At 66.1% G+C, this 20,493-nt stretch carries 17 protein-coding genes and 1 tRNA gene; 10 read left to right on the top strand and 8 right to left on the bottom strand.

All coding sequences use genetic code 11. From position 1 onward, the window contains the following. The first annotated feature begins 94 nt into the window (after positions 1 to 94). Positions 95 to 1,855: a SulP family inorganic anion transporter gene (locus tag LRX77_RS06785; protein ID WP_231832152.1), complete on the top strand. Its 1,761-nt coding sequence runs from the start codon at positions 95 to 97 to the stop codon at positions 1,853 to 1,855. A gap of 138 nt (positions 1,856 to 1,993) precedes the next feature. On the opposite strand, the gene LRX77_RS06790 is transcribed toward LRX77_RS06785, so the two are convergent. Beyond that, positions 1,994 to 3,952: an acetate--CoA ligase gene (locus tag LRX77_RS06790; protein WP_231832153.1), complete on the bottom strand. Its 1,959-nt coding sequence runs from the start codon at positions 3,950 to 3,952 to the stop codon at positions 1,994 to 1,996. Positions 3,953 to 4,207: 255 nt separating this feature from the next. On the opposite strand from LRX77_RS06790, the gene LRX77_RS06795 reads away from it, so the two are divergent. From LRX77_RS06795 to LRX77_RS06815, 5 genes are all read left to right on the top strand, one after another. Then, a complete protein-coding gene (locus LRX77_RS06795; protein WP_231832154.1) occupies positions 4,208 to 4,903 on the top strand; it encodes a GntR family transcriptional regulator in 696 nt (231 codons plus the stop codon). After that, the gene (locus LRX77_RS06800) at positions 4,884 to 6,425 is read left to right on the top strand and encodes an MmgE/PrpD family protein (protein ID WP_231832155.1); all 1,542 of its coding nucleotides are present in this window, start codon (positions 4,884 to 4,886) and stop codon (positions 6,423 to 6,425) included. Before LRX77_RS06795 ends, LRX77_RS06800 begins: the two co-directional genes overlap by 20 nt. Next, positions 6,425 to 7,336 carry a methylisocitrate lyase gene (gene prpB, locus LRX77_RS06805; RefSeq protein WP_231832156.1) on the top strand — a complete coding sequence of 304 codons (912 nt, stop codon included), beginning with the start codon at positions 6,425 to 6,427 and terminating at the stop codon, positions 7,334 to 7,336. The genes LRX77_RS06800 and prpB overlap by 1 nt, the downstream gene beginning before the upstream one ends. A 41-nt stretch (positions 7,337 to 7,377) precedes the next feature. After that, on the top strand, positions 7,378 to 8,523 hold the full coding sequence (locus tag LRX77_RS06810; RefSeq protein ID WP_231832157.1) for a bifunctional 2-methylcitrate synthase/citrate synthase: 1,146 nt from the start codon (positions 7,378 to 7,380) through the stop codon (positions 8,521 to 8,523). A 302-nt stretch (positions 8,524 to 8,825) separates the two neighbouring features. After that, the gene (locus LRX77_RS06815; RefSeq protein ID WP_231832158.1) at positions 8,826 to 9,641 is read left to right on the top strand and encodes a hypothetical protein; all 816 of its coding nucleotides are present in this window, start codon (positions 8,826 to 8,828) and stop codon (positions 9,639 to 9,641) included. A gap of 138 nt (positions 9,642 to 9,779) precedes the next feature. Here the strand turns inward: LRX77_RS06815 and LRX77_RS06820 are convergent, their stop codons facing one another. The 3 genes from LRX77_RS06820 to LRX77_RS06830 all read right to left on the bottom strand — a co-directional run bounded on the left by LRX77_RS06820 (position 9,780) and on the right by LRX77_RS06830 (position 12,791). Beyond that, positions 9,780 to 10,460: a DUF805 domain-containing protein gene (locus LRX77_RS06820; RefSeq protein ID WP_231832159.1), complete on the bottom strand. Its 681-nt coding sequence runs from the start codon at positions 10,458 to 10,460 to the stop codon at positions 9,780 to 9,782. A gap of 148 nt (positions 10,461 to 10,608) precedes the next feature. Continuing rightward, a complete protein-coding gene (locus tag LRX77_RS06825; protein ID WP_231832160.1) occupies positions 10,609 to 12,570 on the bottom strand; it encodes a potassium transporter Kup in 1,962 nt (653 codons plus the stop codon). A 148-nt stretch (positions 12,571 to 12,718) separates the two neighbouring features. Beyond that, positions 12,719 to 12,791, bottom strand: a tRNA-Lys gene (locus LRX77_RS06830). Between the two features lie 158 nt (positions 12,792 to 12,949). On the opposite strand from LRX77_RS06830, the gene LRX77_RS06835 reads away from it, so the two are divergent. The 4 genes from LRX77_RS06835 (at position 12,950) to LRX77_RS06850 (ending at position 16,500) form a co-directional block, all read left to right on the top strand. Next, positions 12,950 to 13,390 carry a MarR family winged helix-turn-helix transcriptional regulator gene (locus tag LRX77_RS06835; RefSeq protein WP_231832161.1) on the top strand — a complete coding sequence of 147 codons (441 nt, stop codon included), beginning with the start codon at positions 12,950 to 12,952 and terminating at the stop codon, positions 13,388 to 13,390. After that, positions 13,387 to 14,997, top strand: a complete 1,611-nt coding sequence (locus LRX77_RS06840; protein WP_231832162.1) for an MFS transporter — start codon at positions 13,387 to 13,389, stop codon at positions 14,995 to 14,997. Before LRX77_RS06835 ends, LRX77_RS06840 begins: the two co-directional genes overlap by 4 nt. After that, positions 14,997 to 15,509 (top strand): DNA-directed RNA polymerase subunit beta, encoded by a 513-nt coding sequence (locus LRX77_RS06845; RefSeq protein WP_231832163.1) that lies wholly within the window; start codon positions 14,997 to 14,999, stop codon positions 15,507 to 15,509. Before LRX77_RS06840 ends, LRX77_RS06845 begins: the two co-directional genes overlap by 1 nt. 169 nt (positions 15,510 to 15,678) lie before the next feature. Next, the gene (locus LRX77_RS06850; protein ID WP_231832164.1) at positions 15,679 to 16,500 is read left to right on the top strand and encodes a siderophore-interacting protein; all 822 of its coding nucleotides are present in this window, start codon (positions 15,679 to 15,681) and stop codon (positions 16,498 to 16,500) included. A gap of 59 nt (positions 16,501 to 16,559) precedes the next feature. Here LRX77_RS06850 and pstB read toward each other — a convergent pair whose 3' ends face one another. The 4 genes from pstB to LRX77_RS06870 all read right to left on the bottom strand — a co-directional run bounded on the left by pstB (position 16,560) and on the right by LRX77_RS06870 (position 20,453). Further along, complete coding sequence (gene pstB, locus LRX77_RS06855; RefSeq protein ID WP_231832165.1) at positions 16,560 to 17,339, bottom strand: phosphate ABC transporter ATP-binding protein PstB; 780 nt, start codon at positions 17,337 to 17,339, stop codon at positions 16,560 to 16,562. Positions 17,340 to 17,392: 53 nt separating this feature from the next. Further along, a complete protein-coding gene (gene pstA, locus LRX77_RS06860) occupies positions 17,393 to 18,295 on the bottom strand; it encodes a phosphate ABC transporter permease PstA (RefSeq protein WP_231832166.1) in 903 nt (300 codons plus the stop codon). Beyond that, a complete protein-coding gene (pstC, locus tag LRX77_RS06865; protein WP_231832167.1) occupies positions 18,295 to 19,254 on the bottom strand; it encodes a phosphate ABC transporter permease subunit PstC in 960 nt (319 codons plus the stop codon). The genes pstA and pstC overlap by 1 nt, the downstream gene beginning before the upstream one ends. 125 nt (positions 19,255 to 19,379) lie before the next feature. After that, positions 19,380 to 20,453 (bottom strand): phosphate ABC transporter substrate-binding protein PstS, encoded by a 1,074-nt coding sequence (locus tag LRX77_RS06870; protein WP_231832168.1) that lies wholly within the window; start codon positions 20,451 to 20,453, stop codon positions 19,380 to 19,382. Positions 20,454 to 20,493: the final 40 nt, after the last annotated feature.

A 20,493-nucleotide genomic window follows, 5' to 3' on the forward strand; every position in this document is an offset into this window, starting at 1 on the left:
AGCAATGTAATGAAGGGGTCGCGAGTTCGATTCTCGCAGGTGGCTCTCGAATCTTCTCTGTGTTTCCTTTCTACCTGCCACGTAGGCTGAATCCATGAACCCCCGCTTGGCACGCTGGCTGCCCGGCCTGCAGACGGCCGGGCGCTATCGATTGCCGTGGCTGCGTCATGATCTGCTGGCGGGTGCAACGCTCACTGCACTGCTCATTCCTGCTGGCATGGGGTACGCGCAGGTCGCCGGCCTGCCGCCGGTTACCGGACTCTATGCGAGCATCGTTCCCCTTCTGGTCTATGCGGTGGTGGGCCCGTCCAGAATCCTCGTGCTCGGTCCTGACTCATCGCTGGCGCCGATGATCGCTGCAGCGATCGTGCCGTTGTCGGCTGGCAGTCCACAGCGCGTCGTCGCATTGGCCGGGCTGCTTGCGATCATCATCGGTGCGCTCATGCTGCTGGGCGGTCTCATGCGTCTGGGGTTCCTCGCCGATTTTCTCTCGAAGCCCATTCGTATCGGCTATCTCAACGGCATCGTCATCGTGATCATGCTGAGCCAGCTGCCGAATCTGCTGGGCGTCGACGACCCTTCGGGCTCCCCGCTGAGTGCGCTGCCGGCGACTCTCGCCAATCTGAGAGCAGGCCATATCGCCTGGGCCGCGTTGACTATCGGGCTGGTCTCAACCGCAGCGATGATCTTGCTGCGTCTGATCGCGAAGACGATCCCCTCGGCGTTTCTTGTGATCGGGCTGGCAACGGCCGCAGTCGCTGCCCTCGGGCTGCAGCCCGCAGTCGACGTCGTCGGAGCGCTGCCATTTGGGCTGCCACATCCGACACTGATCGGGCTGCTTCCGAGCGACCTGGTCGAACTGGCCGTTCCGGCGATGGGCATCGCCCTGATCGCATTTGCCGACACAAGCATCCTCTCTCGCACGTTTGCGGCGCGAACCGGCAGTCACGTCAGCAGCAATCGTGAGATGATCGCCGTCGGCGTCGCAAACGTCTCGACTGGTCTGTGCGGAGGGTTTCCGGTCTCGGGCTCGTCGTCACGCACCCCAGTCGTGCAGTCGGTGGGCGGGCGGACGCAGCTCTCATCGGTCGCCGGGGCGCTGCTGCTCATCGTTTTCATCTTGCTTGCGCCCGGGGTGACCGCCTACCTGCCAGAAGCCGCCCTTGCGGCGGTGGTGATCGCCGCCACTGCGACGATGTTCTCGGCCCGTGATGTGCTCAGGCTCGTGCGGCGCAGCCCGATCGAGGCCCTTCTGAGCCTTGCGACGACGGCCAGCGTCATTGCATTCGGTGTGCTCGAAGGCGTCGCGATCGCGGTAGGGCTCTCACTCCTAGCGTTCATCAATCAGACGCGTCGTCCGTATCGCACCGAGCTGGGGCTGGTCCCAGGGATGCGCGGTTACCATGACCTCACCAGGCACCCCGAGGGCAGAAGACTGCCCGGCATCGCGATCGCACGCTTCGATGCGCCGCTCATGTTCGCAAACAGCGGATCGTTCACCGCATTCGTCCAGGAGCTGGCAGATCGGCCTCGCGACCCGCCGGTGCACACGCTGATTCTGGCGTCCGAGCCGGTGACCAGAGTCGACATCACCGCTGCGGATGCGATCGCGGCTCTTGACGATGAACTCACCCAACAGGGAGTTCGGCTGATTCTTGCCGAGGCTCGTGGGCCGATGAAGGATCAGCTCATCCGGTTCGGAGCCGGTGAGCGTTTCGAAGAGACCGGCCGGTTCGCTCCCACCGTGGGAGCGGCGGTGGATGCCATTACCGGAAGCCTGCGCACCGACATCGCTGAAGAGCCTGAGGCAGGGTCTGATCAAGAGACCGGCCCGACTCAACATCCCCCGAAGTGAGCCGGGCCGGCGTGGTTCGCGCTGAAGCCGGCCCTGCAGCGCACCGGTCACGGTGTGCAGCCGCTCTTGGGCGGTGCAGTGCCCGACGCCTGACCAGGGACGCCGGTGTGCGCCGACTTCAACGCAGTCATTGGGTGATCAGGCGGTCTCTTTCTCGCGCTCATAGTTGTGCACGGCGATCTGCACGAGCGTCAGGGCGGCCGTGTCTTCGATGGTCGGCGGAACGATCAGCTTCTCGCCGTTGACGATCTGCCGCAGGTTCTTGCGCAGGATCTTGCCGGAACGCGTCTTCGGCAGCCCCTCGACGACGACCACGTCTTTGAACGCCGCCACCGCACCGAGCTCCTTGCGCACCTTCTGCACCAGCTCTTTGCGCAGCACCTCTTCGGTGCTGTCGAAACCGTGCTTCAGAACGACGAACCCGAACGGCTTCTCGCCCTTGAGCGCGTCGGCGGCACCGATGACCGCAGCCTCTGCCACGGCTGGATGCGCACCCAGGATGCCCTCCATCTGCCCAGTGCTGAGACGATGCCCGGCGACGTTGATCACGTCGTCTGTGCGCCCCATCACGTAGATGTAGCCCTCGCGGTCGATGTACCCGGAGTCGCCCGTGAGGTAATAGCCCGGGAACGGTTTGAGGTAGCAGCGGTAGTAGCGCTTGTGACGACGCCAGAGCGTGGTCAGGGTGCCCGGCGGCATCGGCTGCTTGATGACGATGTTGCCTTCGCCCATGTTCGGCACCGGGTTGCCCTCGTCGTCGACGATCTGCACGTTGTAGCCGGGGGTGGGCAGACCAGACGAACCCGGCCGAGACTCGACCGGCTGCAGGCCGATGAAGTTGCCGGTGATCGCCCAGCCGGTCTCGGTCTGCCACCAGTGGTCGACCACTTTCGGGTGGATGTTGGCGACGGCCCAGTGATAGGTGTCGGGGTCGGTGCGCTCGCCGGCGAGGAAGAGCGCCTGCAGCGAGGAGATGTCGAACTGTTTGACCAGCTCGGCCTGCGGATCCTCTTTGCGCACCGCACGAATGGCTGTGGGTGCGGTGAAGAAGGAGCGCACCTTGTGACGTTCGATGATGCGCCAGAACTGACCGGCATCCGGCGTGCCGACAGGCTTGCCCTCGTAGACCACGGTCGTCGCGCCGACCAGCAGCGGGCCGTAGATGATGTAGCTGTGCCCGACGACCCAGCCCACATCAGAAGCCGTCCACATGACCTGGCCTGCCTCGATGTTGTAGAGGTTCTTCATCGTCCAGGCCAGCGAGACGGCATAGCCGCCGGTGTCGCGGACGACGCCCTTCGGCGCGCCTGTGGTGCCCGAAGTGTAGAGGATGTACAGCGGGTGCGTCGAGACCACCGGCACCGGCTTGTGCGGTGCGGCATGGGCCATCTCGTCGTCCCAGTCGAACCATTCCGTCTCGATCAGGTCGGCGACCCAGTCGGTGCCGTCCTTCGCGCCGCCCGGAATCTCGGGGCGGTCTTTGACGATGATCGAGTCGACGAAGTGGTCGCAGAGCGCGATGGCCTCGGCGACGATCGGCAGGTATTCGACGATGCGGTTGGGCTCGATGCCGCCGTCTGCGGTCACGAGCACCTTCGGCTTCGCATCGTTGATGCGAGTGGCGAGCTCTTTTGCGGCGAACCCGCCGAACACGACGGAGTGCACGGCTCCGAGTCGGGCGCAGGCCAGCGATGAGATCAGGGCCTCTGGGATCATCGGCATGTAAATGACGACGCGGTCGCCGAGGCCGACGCCGTGGGAGGCGAGCACCCCGGCGAAACGGGCGACTTCGTCGCGCAGCTCGTTGTAGGTGTACGTGCGCGACTTGTCGGTGACGGCGGATTCGTAGATCAGCGCCTTCTGATCGCCGCGGCCGGCCTCGATGTGCCGATCGAGCGCGTTGTAGGCGACGTTGAGCGTGCCGTTCGGAAACCACTGGTATTCCGGGTCGTTCGATGAGTCGAGGGCCTGTGTGGGCTCTGAATGCCAGTCGATCTCTTTGGCCGCGTCGAGCCAGAATGCCTCTGGGTCTGTGATGCTCTGCTGGTACGCCCGCCCGTAGGCTCCCTCACGCACCTGGTCACGCGTGATGTTCATCGTGTCCTCCTCATTGAGTACCTCCCGAGGATGCCGACACGACGACTCTGTGATGCCTCATCCTCGAAGCATGGGATCAATATACCGGCGTTGTATACACAGATGCAAATATCCTCGTTGAGCTGCGCGTGAACCGCCTGATCAGAAGTGCTGATTGGCAGAAATAACGGGCTTCTTCGAATCTGTGTATACATTGACGTGTGATTTGTGTATACACTGATGGCGATCGATCGACGATGACCGAAGGAGGGGATCATGCGCGCAGGTGACCGGGCGTATCAGACCCTTCGTGAAGAGATCACCAACGGCGACCTGCCAGCGGGCACGGTGCTCGGCGAGGTCGAGCAGGCGATGCGTCTCGGCATCTCCCGCACCCCGGTCCGCGAGGCCCTGCGACAGCTGATCAGCGAGGGCCTGGCCGTGCAGCGCCCCCGTGGCGTCGAGGTCTCAGAGGTCTCGTTCGAGAACATCGGGGAGCTCTACGACGTGCGGCTGGCCCTGGAATGCCAGGCCGCCCGACTTGCTGCGCAGAATCGCGATCCCGACGTCTTCCGTGCGCTGCTCGTCGACTTCCAGCACGTCAGCGACCTGCTCAACACCCGTGACCGCAACCGGCACGACTACTACGAACTCGTCAACCGCCTCGACGAAGCCCTCGACCAGGCCGTGCACAACCCCTACCTGGTCTCGGCGATGGCGACGGTGCGCACGCATCTCGCCCGCATCCGCCATATGGCTCGCAGCGATCGCGCCCGACTCATGGACGCCGCACGCGAACACGCGCTGATCGTCCAGGCGATCATCGACGGCAACGGCGACCTCGCCGCGCACGCCACGCACGTGCACCTCTACAACAGTCTTTCCCACCGACTGGCGAAGGCCGCCAGCCTCGAGACCCGCACAGCTGACGCCGTCAGCCCAGATGAAGGAGATGCTCGTGAAACAGCATGACGTCCGTGTGTACAAGAGCGAAGAGAACCTGGCTCGCAAAGATCAGCTCGCCTGGAAGATCGCCGAGGTCGCCGCTGACCCCGTCGAGGTCAGCCAGGCGGTGACCGACGAGGTCATCAACCGCGTGATCGACAACGCCTCGGTGGCTGCAGCCTCGCTGCTGCGCGGCCCGATCGTCTCCGCTCGCGCACAGGCCAAGGCCCACCCGTTCACGCGGGGCGGCTCGACCGTCTTCGGTCTGCCCATTCCCAAGCGCTACTCGCCCGAGTGGGCGACTTGGGCCAACGGCGTCGCCGTGCGCGAGCTCGACTACCACGACACCTTCCTCGCCGCCGAGTACTCGCACCCCGGCGACAACATCCCCGCGATGATCGCAGTGGCGCAGCACGTCACCGGCACCGGGAGTGCGAAGGTCAGCGGGCACGACGTCGTGCGCGGCATCGCGACCGGCTATGAGATCCAGGTCGACCTGGTGCGCGCGATCAGCCTGCACAAGCACAAGATCGACCACGTGGCCCACCTCGGCCCGTCGATCGCCGCAGGTCTCGGCACGCTGCTGCATCTCGACCCCGAGGTGATCTTCCAGGCGATTGGCCAGGCGCTGCACACCACGACGGCGACGCGTCAGTCGCGCAAGGGCCAGATCTCGACCTGGAAAGCGCATGCTCCGGCGTTCGCCGCGAAGATGGCCGTCGAAGCTGTCGACCGCGCCATGCGCGGCCAGACCAGCCCCGAGCCCATCTACGAAGGCGAGGATGGCGTGATCGCGTGGATGCTGGACGGCCCTGACGCGCATTACTCGGTTCCGCTGCCCGAGCGCGGCGAGGTCAAGCGCGGCATTCTCGACACGTACACCAAGGAGCACTCTGCCGAGTACCAGGCTCAGGCCTGGATCGACCTCGCCCGCAAGCTGCACAACGAGCACCCTGAGCTGGCGAACCCCGCGAACGTCACCTCGATCGTGCTGCACACCTCGCACCACACGCACTACGTGATCGGCTCGGGCGCGAACGACCCGCAGAAGTACGATCCCACCGCGAGCCGTGAGACACTCGACCACTCGATTCCCTACATCTTCGCTGTGGCGCTGCAGGACGGCCGCTGGCATCACGTCGACTCATACGCTCCCGAGCGCGCCGGTCGCCCTGACACCGTGCAGCTGTGGCACAAGATCACCACTGAAGAGGACGCCGAGTGGACCCGTCGCTACCATTCGATCGATCCTGACGAGAAGGCCTTCGGCGGTCGCGCCGAGATCGAGCTCGCCGACGGCTCGCACATCACGGCAGAGATCGCCGTCGCCGACGCGCACCCGCTGGGCGCACGTCCGTTCCAGCGTGAGAACTACATCCAGAAGTTCCGGACCCTCGCCGAGCCTGTGCTCGTGCCCAGCGAGATCGAGCGCTTCCTCGATGTGGCTCAGCGCCTCGACACCCTGACCGCCGACGAGCTGGGCGAACTGACCATCGTGGCCAGGCCGGGCCTGCTCGAGAGCGTCAACGACCCGAAGGGAATCTTCTGATGCTGTACTCGAAAGTCACCCCCGAGGCGAAGCGCCGCGCCTTTCGCGACGGGCTGGCCAGTGGCCGGCTGCAGCGGCTGCCGGGCGCGTTCAACGCGCTCTCGGCGCGGCTGATCGAGCGCAAGGGCTTCGAAGGGGTCTATGCATCGGGCGGCGTGCTCGCCAATGATCTCGGCTTTCCCGACATCGGCCTGACGACGCTCACCGAGGTTGCCGGCCGCGTGCACACCTATGCTCGGTCGACCGACCTGCCGGTGCTCGTCGACGCCGACACCGGCTTCGGCGAGCCCATGAACGTGGCCCGCACGGTTCAGGAGCTCGAAGATGCGGGCGTCGCCGGCATCCACATCGAAGACCAGATCAACCCGAAGCGCTGCGGCCACCTCGACGGCAAGGCGGTCGTCGACCAGGCGACAGCGGTCAATCGCATCCATGCCGCCGTCGAGGCGCGCCGTGACGAGAACCTCGTCATTCTGGCTCGCACCGACATCCGCGGGTCAGAGGGGCTCGAGGCGGCCATCGACCGGGCGAAGGCGCTGGTCGACGCGGGCGCCGACGGCATCTTTCCCGAGGCGCTGCGCGACCTGGGCGAGTTCGAGGCATTCCGCGAGGCGGTCGACGTGCCGCTGCTGGCGAACATGACCGAGTTCGGCAAGAGCGAGCTGTTCACGAACCGGCAGCTCCAGGATCTCGGGTTCAACCTCGTGATCTACCCGGTCTCGCTGCAGCGACTGGCGCTGGGCGCCGCCGAGCGCGGGCTCGACGCGATCCTCAGCGAGGGCAGCCTGCGCTCGCAGGTCGAACACATGCAGACCCGAGCCGACCTCTACGAGCTGGTCGACTACCCGGCATACAGCGAGTTCGACACCTCGGTGTTCAACTTCGACGTCGAGCGCGACAACTACCACTGACACGCATCTTCAAGCGATCCGCATTTTCAGAAGAGGAAATCATGACTGAGATCTACAAGGGCCTGGCCGGTGTGCCCGTCGACTACACCGCCATCTCGAAGGTGAACCCCGAGACGAACTCGCTGCTCTACCGCGGCTACCCGGTTCAGGAGCTCGCTGCGACGCAGTCGTTCGAGGCCGTCGCCTATCTGCTCTGGCACGGGGAGCTGCCCAATGACGAGCAGCTTGCCGAGTTCGTCTCGACCGAGCGCTCGCTGCGCGGGCTCGACGAGAACGTCAAGGCCGTCATCGACTCGCTGCCGACCGACTCGCATCCGATGGATGTCGTGCGCACGGCCGTCAGCGTCATCGGTGCGAACGACCCCAAGACGGCCGACGAGTCGCCCGAGGCCGAGCTTGAGAAGGCGGTGAACCTCTTCGCGAAGCTGCCGTCGATCGTCTCGTACGACCAGCGTCGCCGGCGCGGCGAGGCATACGTCGAGCCGAACGCCGACCTCGACTACTCGGCGAACTTTCTGTGGCAGACCTTCGGCAAGGAGCCTGACGACTTCGAGGTCGACGCGTTCCGAGTGTCGCTGATCCTGTACGCAGAGCACTCGTTCAACGCGTCGACCTTCACCGCCCGGGTCATCACCTCGACGCTGAGCGACCTCTACTCAGCGGTCACCGGCGCGATCGGCGCGTTGAAAGGGCCGCTGCACGGCGGAGCGAACGAGGCGGTGCTGCACATCTTCAACGAGATCAACGCGCAGGCCGACCAGCAGGGCGTCGAGATCGAGCAGGCCGCGCACGACTGGCTGACCCAGGCGTTCGCCGAGAAGCGCAAGGTCATGGGCTTCGGGCACCGCGTCTACAAGAAGGGCGACTCACGTGTGCCGACCATGCAGCAGTCGACGCTCGAGCTGATCGACCGCTATGACCGCGACGATCTGAAGCGCCTCTACGACGCGCTGGCCAAAGAGGTCGACGAGGCCAAGGGCATCAAGCCGAACCTCGACTACCCGGCCGGCCCGGCGTACTTCCTGCTCGGGTTCGACATCCCGACGTTCACGCCGATCTTCGTGGCGGCTCGGGTTACTGGGTGGACGGCGCACATCATCGAGCAGCGCGCGAGCAACGCGCTGATTCGCCCGCTCTCGCTGTACAACGGCGTCGACGAGCGGCACGTGCCAGGCTTCGAAGACTAGGCGCGGTGCAGCGGCCCTGAACAGTGCCGTTCGGGGGCGCGACTCACAGACCGGCGTCGCTCCAGCGTGAGCACAGACGGCGCCCACAGACGGGGCGGGATGCGGAATCGGGGGATGCCGCATCCCGCCCTTTGTGCGTCGCCGGGCCGCCCGGCCTGGTCGCTCGGAGACGGGATTTGCGGGGCGTCGGCAGGGCACATGGGGATTCCTCCCCCTCGCGCTCAGTCGAGAGGCGATCATAACGTTGCTCTCAGCAAGCGACGGAACAGATCTGGCGCTGACGAGGACATGAGGAGTACACAATGAGCACGAAGATCATCTTTGCGCCTGGTGAGCAGCAGTCGGCCGAGACAGCAGTGCGGCCTTCAGTGATCGCCTTCTGGCTGAAGACCACGCTGGCGGTCACCAACCGCCGTTTCGTCGGTTCGGTGCCGAACACCATCTTCGGAGTGATCCCGTTGGGGTCCGAGACCCTGTCGATGCCGCTCGGCAACGTCGCCGGGGTCACCGTGAACACGCAGTTCAGCGTCGGACGCGCATTCCTGGGCCTGCTGCTGGCCGTGCTCGGCTGCATCTGCTTCGGATTCGGCGGCGGCATCGTCGTGCTCGGCATCGTCCTGGTGATCTTCGGGCTTGCCGGTCTGCTGAACGCGCTGAGCGCTCGGCTCGTGGTGCAGAACAACGCCGGCGGCAGCCGTGACGTCATCGTCTCGATCGTCGACAAGGGGCGCATCGAGGCGTTCGCCGAAGAGGTGAATCAGCGGCTCTTCGCCGACAATGACGCTCTGCGCCATGAACAGAGCATGAACGTGCAGAACGCGCAGCTCTACACACAGCAGGCGCAGCTCAATGCGCAGATCCTGCAGCAGCAGCAGAACGCCCAGCAGATGCCTCCGCAGCTCGGCTGGGGCGGCCAGTACGGTGCGCCGCAGCTTCCGTCGGGTCCGCAGGGGCAGCTCAACACCGCTCCCGCCGCCCCGGTCATGCCTGTCGGCTTCGGTGGCGATCCGGCCAGGCAGGCGACGGGCGCGACCCCGGTGCTGCCAGCGATGGGCTCAGCATCCGCAGACACGCTGCCGCCGCTGCCGCCTCTGCCCCCGGTGCCGCCTGTGCGCTGAGCGGCAGTCGGCACTCGTCAGACGCACGTGATGCCGACACACGTACGGGCCGGGTCGGACATCGACGAGTGATGTCCGACCCGGCCCGTGTCTTCTGGCTGTCGGCGCACCAGCGGCCGACGCCAGAGCAGCGGCCGACTACCTTCGATCGAACCGCGCGCCCTCGGGCTTGGAGTCGAGGGCGAGCAGCACGATCACGATGATGCCTCCGACGAACGGGATCAGCGCCAAGAAGTAGAAGCCGCCCGATCTGTCGGTGTCATGGAACCGACGCCAGATCAGACCGAGGCTGGGGAGCAGCACGGCCAGGCTGTAAAGCACCAGAATCACGTTGACCGCGATGCCGAACGGGCCGGGCACGGTCTGCTGGGTCGACACCAGCTGGTCGCCGATGCGCACGGTCGTGACTTCGGTGTGCGAGCCGATCATGCCCAGCAGACTCAGCACGATCGGGATCACCGTGCTGACCAGCGCGACCCACCAGAACTCGCTGCGGCTGGCCCGGCCCGAGAAGTTCACGTAGTTCTTCAGCCAGCGCGTCACCGCCTGCTGGATCGTCGCACCGTACAGCGGCAGGGTGAGGTCATCGGGGTCGCTTGCGCCGAGCGGTCCCGAGGGCTGGCCGTATCCCTGGGGGCCGCCATACTGCGGGGGCTGCGGCGGCAGGCCCGGCGCCCCGTACTGCGGTGTCTGGGGTGCGGCATACTGCGGAGGCTGCGGTGCCTGCGGCGGACGCGGTGGCGGCTGCTGGCCGCCCTCATCGGTTGGCTTGGGGTCGCTCGGCGATGCCGGCGGCTCATAAGGAGGAGGGATGGTCATGGGCGGTGCCTTTCGCAGGTATCAGCCGGTCGTTGCTCAGCAGCCTAACAGCGGCCGGGCTGTGCAGGCCAGATCATGACTGCGATTGACGCGGCACGGTGACTGCTGCATCGGCAGACGCCGCATCGAGGGTTTGCCGCATGAATGATCACACCTGCAGCTCGGCGCCCATGATGACGGTGCGCTCCGGTGGCAGGTGGAAGGCCTGTGTGCGATTCGTCGACAGACGTTCGAGCGCGCGAAACACCCTGCGCTGCCAACGCGGCCAGTGCGCCACGCGCTGTGTCGCACCGGGCTCGATGCGAAACACGGAGAGCACGTAGGTCGCCGTCGCGGGGTCGACGTCGAGCTCGGGTGAGAGCCCGCGGGCCTGCTCGAGTGCAGCCGGAATGTTCTGCGAGTCGTTGAAGCCGACCTGGTAGCGAATCTGCACGATGCCGTCGTCGGTGTCGGTGAGGCTGTCGATCACGATCCGCTGGCTGATCGGCACGTGGGGCACGCCCAGGCTGCGTACGCAGACGATGACGACATGCTCGTGCAGCACGTGCGTGAAGTCGATGCTCGCGCGCAGGGCCAGTGGAGTCGTCGCGATGTCGCCGTGCGGGTAGACGGCCAGCCCGGGCACGCGGTCGATGCCGCCGCAGCGCACTTCGTCGACGAGGTCGCCGATCGGGCCCTCCATGTCGTGGCGTCGGCCGAAGGCGATCTTCGAGCCGCGGTTCCAGGTGAACATCATGATCACGAAGACCGCCGAAATGGTGAGCGGCAGCCAGCCGCCCGTGAGCACTTTCAGCGAGTTCGCCGCCAGCAGCAGCAGTTCGAGCCCTCCGATGAAGACCGCCATGACGACGATGACCGGCCACGTCCACTGCCAGACCGTGCGTGCGAAGACGAGAAAGAGCGTCAGCTCGAGCACCAGTGTGCCGGTCACTGCGAGCCCGTAGGCCGAGGCGAGTCGCTCGGACGAGCCGAAGCCGAGCACCAGGGCCAGCACACCGACCAGCAGCAGCGCATTGACCGCGGGCAGGTAGATCTGCCCGGCATGGCTGCGCGACGTCTGAATGATCTTGAGCCGTGGCAGCAGGCTCAGCCGCACCGCCTGACGAACGATCGAGAAGGCTCCGGATATCACGGCCTGAGAGGCGATCACCGTCGCCAGCGTGGCCAGCACGACGATCGGCACGAGCGCCCAGGTCGGCGCCATGTGAAAGAACGGACTGCTCACTGCTGCGGGGTCATGCAGCAGCATGGCTCCCTGGCCGAGATAGTTCAGCAGCAGCGCGGGGAAGGCGAACATGAGCCAGCCGAGCACGATGGGCCGGCGGCCGAAATGCCCCAGGTCGGCGTAGAGAGCTTCGGCTCCGGTGACGGCGAGCACGGCGGCTCCGAGTGCCATGAATGAGATCAGCGGATGCGCCGCAGCGAACGTGAGCGCATACGTCGGCGAGAGGGCTCGCAGCACGCTGGGATCAGTGGCGAGCCAGCCGATGCCGAGCGCGGCGAGCACGACGAACCAGAGCGCCATGATCGGGCCGAAGGCCTTGCCGATGCGTCCGGTGCCGCGAGGCTGCACCAGAAACAGCAGCGCGAGGATCACCACAGAGATCGGTACGACCCAGGTCTCGAAGTCGGGGTCGGCCACCGACAGGCCCTCCGACGCGCTCATCACCGAGATGGCCGGTGTGATCATCGAGTCGCCGAGAAAGAGACCGGCCCCGACCACGGCGACTGAGATCGCGAACCCGGAGACGCGAGCGCCGCGTCCGTTCTTGCGCCGGATCATCGCGGCCAGTGAGATGATGCCGCCCTCTCCCTGGTTGTCGGCCCGGGTGATGACACCCACATAAGCGACGGTGACGATGACGATCAGGCACCAGATGATCATCGAGATGACGCCGAGCACGCTCTGCTCGTCGATCACGGTGTCGGCGTGGGAGCGCAGCACGGTGCGCAGAGTGTACAGCGGGCTGGTGCCGATGTCGCCGAACACGATGCCGATGGCGCCGAGTGTGAGGGCGACGAGCGGGCCGCGCTTCGATGCCGCCAACGAGGTCATCTGCGTCGTGGCCGGGCCGGTGTAGGGGCGGCTCTCACCGGTGCTTCTGGGCAAGGCGAACATGATCGTCATCATGCCACCGGGGAGGTCCGCCGTCTGCATCGCACGGCGTGTCCTGTCGCGGCGAATTCGACGGCTGGGCGATTGACGTCGAAGAAGGCCCCTCTCCCTCGTCTGCATCGGGAGAAGAGCCTTCGGAACGTGCCCCCCGAGAGTTTCGATCTCTCTACCCGCGGATTAAAAGTCCGCTGCTCTTCCGATTGAGCTAGAGGGGCCCAGTGCGCTTTGCGGCGCACCGCCCACTATTGTGCCACAATCGCAGAACTTCTCGCTACCAGCGTTCCTATTTACTTAGGCTAACTAATTGTCTAATGTGGAAGACGCAATGCACACCTCTCCCGCTTCTGAACCTGTCTCTCATTCACGTCCGCAGGTGACTCCGTCGACTCCGGACCCGGCGTCTTTCGCCGACCTCGCCGAAGAGCTGCGCATCGCAGTCGCCCGCATCAACCGGCGGCTGCGCTCAGAGAACCCCGCTGGCGTCACCCCGGCACAGCTGACCGTGCTGCTCACCCTCGACCGCAGCGGCGAGCAGACCCTCGGCTCGCTCGCCGAGATCGTCATGGTCAGCCCGCCCTCGATGAACCGCACCGTGTCGCACCTGGTCCAGGCCGGTCTGGTCGAACGCGAGCAGTCACAGGCCGACCGCCGGGTGACCCGGCTGCGCATCACGGCATCCGGCCGAAGCGAAGCCGAGCGCACCCGCGCCCACCGCGACGAATGGCTCGGCCGGCAGCTCGCGGCCCTCAGCGCCGATCAGCGAGCCGAGCTCGGGCGCGCCGCAGCCTACCTCAGCGAGGTCGCCGCCCGATGATCTCGACCTTTCGATCGCTCGCCGTGCGCAACTACCGCTACTGGTTCGCCGGCGCGCTGGTCTCGAACGTCGGCATGTGGATGCAGCGCACGGCTCAAGACTGGATCGTCCTGACCCAGCTCACCGACCACGACGCCGCTGCCGTCGGGGTCATCACGGCGCTGCAGTTCGGGCCGCAGCTGGTGCTGACCCCGCTCGCCGGCATGGTGTGCGACCGGTTCCAGCGCCGTCGCGTGCTGCTGGTCACCCAGATCATCATGGGGCTGCTCGGCTTCGCGCTGGGCGCCTGGGTGCTGTTGGGCAGTCCCGACCTGCTGCACCTCTACGCCTTCGCCCTGGCCCTCGGCATCGTCAGCGCCTTCGACACCCCGGCTCGTCAGGTGTTCGTCAGCGATCTCGTGCCCCGTGGAGCAGTCGGCAACGCGGTCGCGCTCAACTCCACGTCGTTCAACCTCTCGCGGATGGCCGGGCCCGCTGTCGCCGGCGTGCTCATCGCGATCGTCGGAGCCGGCTGGGTGTTCGTGATCAACGGGGTCACCTTCGTCGGAGTGATCGCGGCGCTGCTGCTCATCCGCCCCCGCGACTACTACGGCGAACCCGTCGCGACCACACGCAGGACGTCGCACGCCGGCGGCATCCTCGAGGGCATCCGCTACGTGCGCGGACGCTCCGATCTGCAGCTTGTGATGCTGATGATCTTTCTGGTGGGCACCTTCGGCATGAACTTTCCCGTCATGCTCTCGGCGATGGTCACCGTCGCCTACCAGCAGGGCGCGCAGGAATACGGCGTCATCTCGTCGGTGCTGGGCATCGGCTCGCTCGTCGGCGCCCTGATCAGCGCGTCACTCGAGCGACCGCGCCTGCGCAGCGTGATCATCGGCACCGTCGGCTTCGGCTTCGTCATGCTCGGAGCAGCCTGCGCCCCGAGCCTGCTCACCTTCGCGATCGCTCTGGTCGCTCTGGGGCTCTGCACCCAGACGATCCTCTCCAGCGCCAACGGCTACGTGCAGCTGACCAGCGACCCCGCCGTGCGCGGGCGCGTGATGGCGCTCTACATGGCGCTGCTGATGGGCGGAACACCCTTCGGAGCCCCGATGGTCGGCTGGGTGTCGAACACCTTCGGGCCGCGCTGGGCGCTGGTGGTCGCCGCGGCCTCCGGTCTCACGGCTGCAGGGGCAGCGGCCTGGTGGCTCTTTCTCACGCATCACGGCCGCCTGCATCGCAACCCCGAAGGCGGGCTGCGTCATGCCTTCGTCATCGAGCTCGACGGGGGTGAGGCCCGCACGCCGGCGGATGTCGAGCTCACGGCCGCCTCGAAGCGCAAGCCCGAGCGTGCAGAGGTCGTCGGAAACGAGCCGGCCCCGATCACCCAGCCGATCTCGACCATCACGACCGAGATCGCCGTGATCGATCTTGACGAGCTGAGCCGCCGTCGGCGCTCGCAGCGGCGCACGAAGTCTGCGAATACGAAGCCTGCGCATACACTGGAGCGGTGCGAGAACATCACAGACCCGTGCTCTTCGGCGAAGGGGAGTTCGAACGAATCGAAGGCGCCGCAGACCCGGCGACGGTCTACCGAGTCGCCCACGAGACCGCCCGAACCCTGATGGCACGGGCCCGTGGCGCGGCTGACGAGAACGTGCTCAAGCGACTGTCGCACTACACCGACGAGCACGGCGTCGAGACGATCACCGAGCTGTGGGCCACCGCCTCGGCCGAGAGTCTGCCCGGCGTGCTCTGGCGCATCTATCTGCTGCGCAGCCTGATCATGGCGTCGACCGAAGAGGTGACCGCGCTCTACGACCTCGGCGCTCGCCGACTGAGCACCGCAGACCCGATCGTGACCGGTCTCGACACGCCGGCACAGGTGCTCGAGGTGCAGCGTCTCAGCGAACGCATTCTGCGGGGCGTCTTCCACGGCGACTTCCATCTGGCGCTGATGCAGGCAGCCGCGTTCTGCAGCATCCTCGCAGCCGGCTGCCTGGCGCACGTCGACGCGATTGAGCTCACCGACCCGGCTGCGGCGACCAGACTCACCCGACAGGCGGGCCTGCTCACCGACATGGTCGTGGTCTTTCGCAGAGGGGCTGTGCTCTGGACACAGGATGCCCTAGACTGACATGGCTCTCGGCAACGGGAGCTGGCCAGGTCGTGTAACCCCGGGCTCCAACTTCTGCCGCTTCGAGCGGCCTTCCGCCGAGAGGCGTTCGCGGCCTGGCCATACCATTTCTGATCGAGGGCGATGACGTGCCGATCGGCTCCCTGCCCACCGAAAGACAGGAGCCGACATGCTCGACCGCCAGAGCACTCGCCACGACCTCAGAGTTCGCAGGGCGACGGTCAGCGCCGTCTCGCAGATCTCGCCCTCCATGCGACGCATCACGCTGTCGTCGACGGCGTTCGACGACTTTCTCGCGCCTGGGCCGGCTGACCACGTCAAGCTCTTTCTGCCTGATGAACACGGGGTGATCAACGCACCCGCCGTCAACGCCGAGGGTCGGCTGCAGCGCCCCGATGCGCCTCTGATCAGCCGCGACTACACTCCGCGCGCGTGGCGTGCCGCCGAGGGCGACCACGAGGCGCAGATCGACATCGACTTCGTGCTGCACGAAGGCGGGCCGGCCACGAACTGGGCTCGCGAGGCGGCCATCGGAGATGACCTCGTGGTCGCCGGTCCCCGCGGGTCGCGTACGGCCCCGCTCGACGTCGATCATGCCGTGCTCATCGCCGATGCCACCGCACTGCCCGCCTTGGCCCGCTGGCTCGAGGCGCTGCCGGGTCGCACGGTCGTCGACGTGATCGTCTGGGGCGCCGACGAGGCCGATGCCGAGTATCTCGATGCGCTGCTGCGAGCCCGCATCGCCAGCCTGAACTGGCTGCCCTCGGATGCACCGGCATCGGCTCTCGAGGCTGCCGTCACCGGGATCGACTTCAAGACGGGCACGTTCGTGTGGGCGGCCGGCGAGGCGTCGGCGCTGATTCCGGTGCGGCGCCGTCTGCGCGGCTGTCAGAAGCTCGATCGTCGAGACCTCGACGTCCAGGGATACTGGAAGCGGGGCGTGGTGGCCCTTGACCATCACGCCCCGCTTGATCCCAGCGACCCGGAGTAGCCCGGTGCTGTCGCCGTCGGCTTCCCCCTCCGAAGCCGCCGGCAGCTGATGTTCGCTCTTTACCCGAAGCGACCTGAGATGTAGTCCTCGGTCTCTTTCTCAGTCGGGTTGGCGAAGATCTTGCGCGTGTCGTCGTACTCGATCAGGCGACCCGGCTTGCCGGTGCCCTCGATGTTGAAGAACGCGGTCTTGTCCGAGACACGTGAGGCCTGCTGCATGTTGTGCGTCACGATCACGATGGTGTACTGCAGCTTCAGCTCTTCGATCAGGTCTTCGATGGCCAGCGTCGAGATCGGGTCGAGGGCCGAGCACGGCTCGTCCATCAGCACCACGTCTGGCTTCACCGCGATCGTGCGCGCGATGCAGAGCCGCTGCTGCTGACCGCCTGAGAGGCCTGAGCCCGGGGCGTCGAGTCGGTCTTTGACCTCGTTCCAGAGGTTCGCGCCCCGCAGCGACTTCTCGACCAGCTCGTCGGCATCGCTGCGCGAGATGCGCTTGTTGTTCAGCGTGACGCCGGCCAGCACGTTCTCGCGAATCGACATGGTCGGAAAGGGATTCGGGCGCTGGAACACCATGCCCACCTGGCGGCGCACGAGCACCGGGTCGACGCCCGGGCCGTAGAGGTTCTCTCCGTCGAGCAGCACTTCGCCCTCGACGCGGGCGCCGGGAATGACCTCGTGCATGCGGTTGAGCGTGCGCAGGAACGTCGACTTGCCGCAGCCCGAGGGGCCGATGAAGGCGGTCACTGACTTCGGCTCGATGTCCATGCTGACATCGGCGACGGCCAGGAACTTGCTGTAGTAGACGTTGAGATCCTTGGCGACGATGCGTTTTGACATGTTCTGTGAATCCTTACGATGTGGGTCTGCGGGTCAGAGATGAGCGGTGGGCGCTAGCGCGACTTCGGAGAGAAGATCTTGGCGATGATGCGCGCCGCGAGGTTCAGCACCATGACGATGAGCACCAGGGTCAGCGCCCCGGCCCATGCTCGTGCGTAGTACGGGTCGGCGTCGATGCCCGGGTTCTGGTACTGGTTGTACACGAACACGGGCAGGGTCGTCATGCGCTCTGAGAACGCGTTGTAGTTCATGTTCGACGCCAGACCGGCGGTGACCAGCAGAGGCGCGGTCTCGCCGATGACGCGGGCGAGAGCGAGCATGACACCGGTCATGATGCCGGCCACCGAGGTGCGCAGCACGACCTTGACGATGGTGAGCCACTTCGGCACGCCGAGGGCGTACGAGGCCTCGCGCAGCTCGTTGGGCACCAGGCGCAGCATCTCTTCGGTCGAGCGCACGACCACCGGAATCATGAGCACCGACAGCGCGACCGCGCCGGTGATGCCCATCTTCGCGTCCGCGCCGAAGAAGATCACGAACACCGAGAAGGCGAACAGGCCGGCGACGATCGAGGGGATGCCGGTCATCACGTCGACGAAGAAGGTGATGGACTTGGCGAGTCTGCCGTGGCCGTACTCGACGAGGTACACCGCTGTCATCAGACCGATCGGCACCGAGATGAGCGCCGTCCACCCGGTCACGATGAGCGTGCCCATGACGGCGTGGATCGCACCGCCGGGTGCGCCCAGCGGCACCTGCATCGAGCTGCTGAAGAATTCGCCGTCGAAACGCGAGAGCCCCTTTGAGATCACGACCCACAGCAGCGACACGAGCGGGATCAGCGCGATGATGAACGCGCTCCAGACGACCACGCGCATCGTGACGTCTTTGGCCTTGCGCCGTCGGCTGTTGCCGGCCAACGCCGAAGAGGCAGAGAGAGTGTTGACTGTGCTCATCAGTTGGCTCCTGAGAATTCCTTGCGGCGGTTGACGATCCAGCGGGCGCCGAGGTTGGCGGCGATGCTGATCACGAAGAGCACGAGACCGCCGAAGATGAGCACGCTGATCTTCGTGCCCGAGGCCTCGGGAAAGTTCTGCGCGATGGCGGCGGCGATCGTGTTCGGGTTCTGACCCTGCAGCAGGGCGAAGCTGACCAGACCGGGTGTGGCCGAGAGCACCATGGCCACGGCCATCGTCTCGCCGAGGGCACGGCCGAGGCCGAGCATCGCACCCGAGATGATGCCCGGGCGCGCGAAGGGCAGCACGGCCATCTTGATCATCTCCCAGTGCGTGGCGCCGAGCGCGAGAGCCGCCTCTTCGTGCAGCGCCGGGGTCTGCAGAAAGACTTCGCGGTTCATCGCGGTCATGATCGGCAGAATCATGATCGCGAGCACGATTGCCGCTGTCAGCACCGAGGTGGCCGGGTTGGCGACGGGGCCCGCGAACAGCGGGATCCAGCCCAGATACGTCGACAGCCAGTCGTAGAAGGGTTTGATGGCCGGGGCGAGCACCGCGATGCCCCAGAGGCCGAAGACGACCGACGGGATGGCAGCGAGCAGGTCGATCACGTAGCCGAGCAGCTGCGCGAACTTGCGGTTCGCATAGTGCGAGATGAACAGGCCGATGCCGATCGAGAACGGAAAGGCGATCAGCAGGGCGATCAGGGCGACCCAGAGCGTGCCGAAGGCGAGTGGCCCGACGTACTCCCAGACGTTGTCGCCGGCAGTGCCGGGGATGTCTCCGTTGGCACGACTGGCGCCGAGTGCGGGAAGCGCCTGACCGATCAGGAAGATCGCGACGCCTGCGAGGATGACCAGGATCAGCACGCCCGCGATGAGCGAGGTGCGCGAGAAGATGACGTCGCCGGGGCGCTGTTTCGCCCGAGGTGCGACTTGTGGGCTTGCGGTAGTGCTCATGATTCCCATCGGGTCAGAACGTGGAGGAGCGTGGAAGGACTGCGGAGAGACGACTGAGGCGGAGCGACGAAGGAATGTCGCTCCGCCTCAGCGAGGCTCGCGATGGGCGAGCCGGGTGTTTCGGACTACTTGATCGCGTTGACCGCGGTCTTCGCCTTCTCTGTGACGGCGTCGCTCAGCGGAGCCGAGCCGGCGTGGTCGGCAGCCTGCTTCTGGCCCTCGGAGCTGATCACGTACTCGAAGTAGGCCTTGACGAGCTCGCCCTTGCCCTCGGTCTGGTACTCCTGGCAGCCGATCAGGTAGCTGACCAGAACGATCGGGTAGGCGCCCTCGACGCTGTAGTCGAGCTTGTACGCCAGGTCGGCGTCGCCGCGGCCGTCGACGAGCTTCGAGTGCTCGACGATCTTGGCGGCGGCGTCGGCCGAGTACTTCACGCCGTTGACGGCGACGGTGCCGAGGTCGCCGGCCTGCGAGGCGTCGAGGTAGCCGATGGCGCCCTCGGCGTTGCTCAGCGCCTGCTTGACCCCCTGGGTCTTCTGAGCCGACTGCGCGTTCGGGTTCGAGGCGAAGGGGAAGGTCTCGCCGACCTCGGCGCTGCCGAAGGCGTCAGCGGCCTCTGACTTCAGGTAGTTCAGGAAGTTCTTGGTGGTGCCCGACTCGTCGCCGCGGAAGATCACCTTGATGGTGGTGTCGGGCAGGTCGACGCCCGAGTTGAGGTCGGCGATGGCCGGATCGTTCCACTTGGTGATCTGGCCGGCGAAGATCTTGGTGATCGTCGGGGCATCGAGGCTGAGCGAGTCTATGCCGTTGAGCTTGAAGGCGACGGCGATGGGCGAGATGTATGCGGGGATCTCGACGATGTCGTTGGTCTTGCACGCGGCGAACTTGCCGGCCAGCTCATCGGTGCTGACCGCGGCGTCGCTGCCCGCGAAGTCGGCGGTTCCGCCGATGAACGCCTTGCGGCCTGCGCCCGAGCCCTCGGGATCGTAGTTGACGGTCACACCCGAGTTCGCCGCGATGAAGCCGGCCTTCCATGCCTCCTGCGCGCCGCTCTGGCTCGAAGCGCCCGAGCCGCTGATCTGACCGCTCAGCGACGAGGTCGATGAGCTGCTGCCGCTCTCGTTGCTGGCGCAGGCCGACAGCGAGATGGCGGCGACGCCGAGCAGCGCGGCGGCCTGGATGAGGCGAGTCTTCTTCACGATGTACCCTTTCAGGTTTCTTGCATGCGGCCGCAGAGAG

Source organism: Pseudoclavibacter sp. 13-3, from assembly GCF_021168475.1.
In the GTDB taxonomy this organism is placed as follows: Bacteria; Actinomycetota; Actinomycetes; order Actinomycetales; family Microbacteriaceae; genus Pseudoclavibacter_A.

Coding starts and splice junctions, on each gene's coding strand:
- pstB (WP_231832165.1), bottom strand. CDS start 17,339: ATGTCAAAACGCATCGTCGCCAAGGATCTCAACGTCTACTACAGCAAG.
- LRX77_RS06820 (WP_231832159.1), bottom strand. CDS start 10,460: ATGACCATCCCTCCTCCTTATGAGCCGCCGGCATCGCCGAGCGACCCC.
- LRX77_RS06810 (WP_231832157.1), top strand. CDS start 7,378: ATGACTGAGATCTACAAGGGCCTGGCCGGTGTGCCCGTCGACTACACC.
- pstA (WP_231832166.1), bottom strand. CDS start 18,295: ATGAGCACAGTCAACACTCTCTCTGCCTCTTCGGCGTTGGCCGGCAAC.
- LRX77_RS06845 (WP_231832163.1), top strand. CDS start 14,997: ATGGCACGGGCCCGTGGCGCGGCTGACGAGAACGTGCTCAAGCGACTG.
- LRX77_RS06840 (WP_231832162.1), top strand. CDS start 13,387: ATGATCTCGACCTTTCGATCGCTCGCCGTGCGCAACTACCGCTACTGG.
- LRX77_RS06850 (WP_231832164.1), top strand. CDS start 15,679: ATGCTCGACCGCCAGAGCACTCGCCACGACCTCAGAGTTCGCAGGGCG.
- LRX77_RS06800 (WP_231832155.1), top strand. CDS start 4,884: ATGCTCGTGAAACAGCATGACGTCCGTGTGTACAAGAGCGAAGAGAAC.
- LRX77_RS06790 (WP_231832153.1), bottom strand. CDS start 3,952: ATGAACATCACGCGTGACCAGGTGCGTGAGGGAGCCTACGGGCGGGCG.
- prpB (WP_231832156.1), top strand. CDS start 6,425: ATGCTGTACTCGAAAGTCACCCCCGAGGCGAAGCGCCGCGCCTTTCGC.
- LRX77_RS06785 (WP_231832152.1), top strand. CDS start 95: ATGAACCCCCGCTTGGCACGCTGGCTGCCCGGCCTGCAGACGGCCGGG.
- LRX77_RS06815 (WP_231832158.1), top strand. CDS start 8,826: ATGAGCACGAAGATCATCTTTGCGCCTGGTGAGCAGCAGTCGGCCGAG.
- LRX77_RS06795 (WP_231832154.1), top strand. CDS start 4,208: ATGCGCGCAGGTGACCGGGCGTATCAGACCCTTCGTGAAGAGATCACC.
- pstC (WP_231832167.1), bottom strand. CDS start 19,254: ATGAGCACTACCGCAAGCCCACAAGTCGCACCTCGGGCGAAACAGCGC.